Source organism: Streptomyces sp. Q2, assembly GCF_056820935.1.
Window position 1 is genome coordinate 1 of the sequence record NZ_JBXEJE010000135.1, and the last position, 322, is coordinate 322.

The 322-nt window shown below is 71.1% G+C and carries 1 pseudogene; it reads left to right on the plus strand.

The features are described 5' to 3' along the window. Positions 1 to 322 (plus strand): annotated as a pseudogene (locus ACWBNA_RS47920) (ribulokinase); the annotation flags it as partial.

The following is a 322-nucleotide window of genomic DNA, read 5'->3' on the forward strand; positions in this document are numbered from 1 at the left end:
ATCGCCGTACCGGAGGCACTGGCCCAGGCCGGTGTCCGGCCGGAGCAGGTCATCGGGATCGGTACGGACTTCACCGCCTGCACGATGCTGCCGGTGCTCGCCGACGGCACCCCGCTGTGCGAACTTCCGGCGCTCACCGGCCGTCCGCACGCCTACGTCAAGCTGTGGCGCCACCACGCCGCCCAGGCGCAGGCCGACCGCATCACCGACCTGGCCGCGCAGCGCAAGGAGCCGTGGCTGGCACGGTACGGGGGGAAGATCTCCTCGGAGTGGGAGTTCGCGAAGGCGCTGCAGCTGCTGGAGGAGGATCCGGAGCTCTACG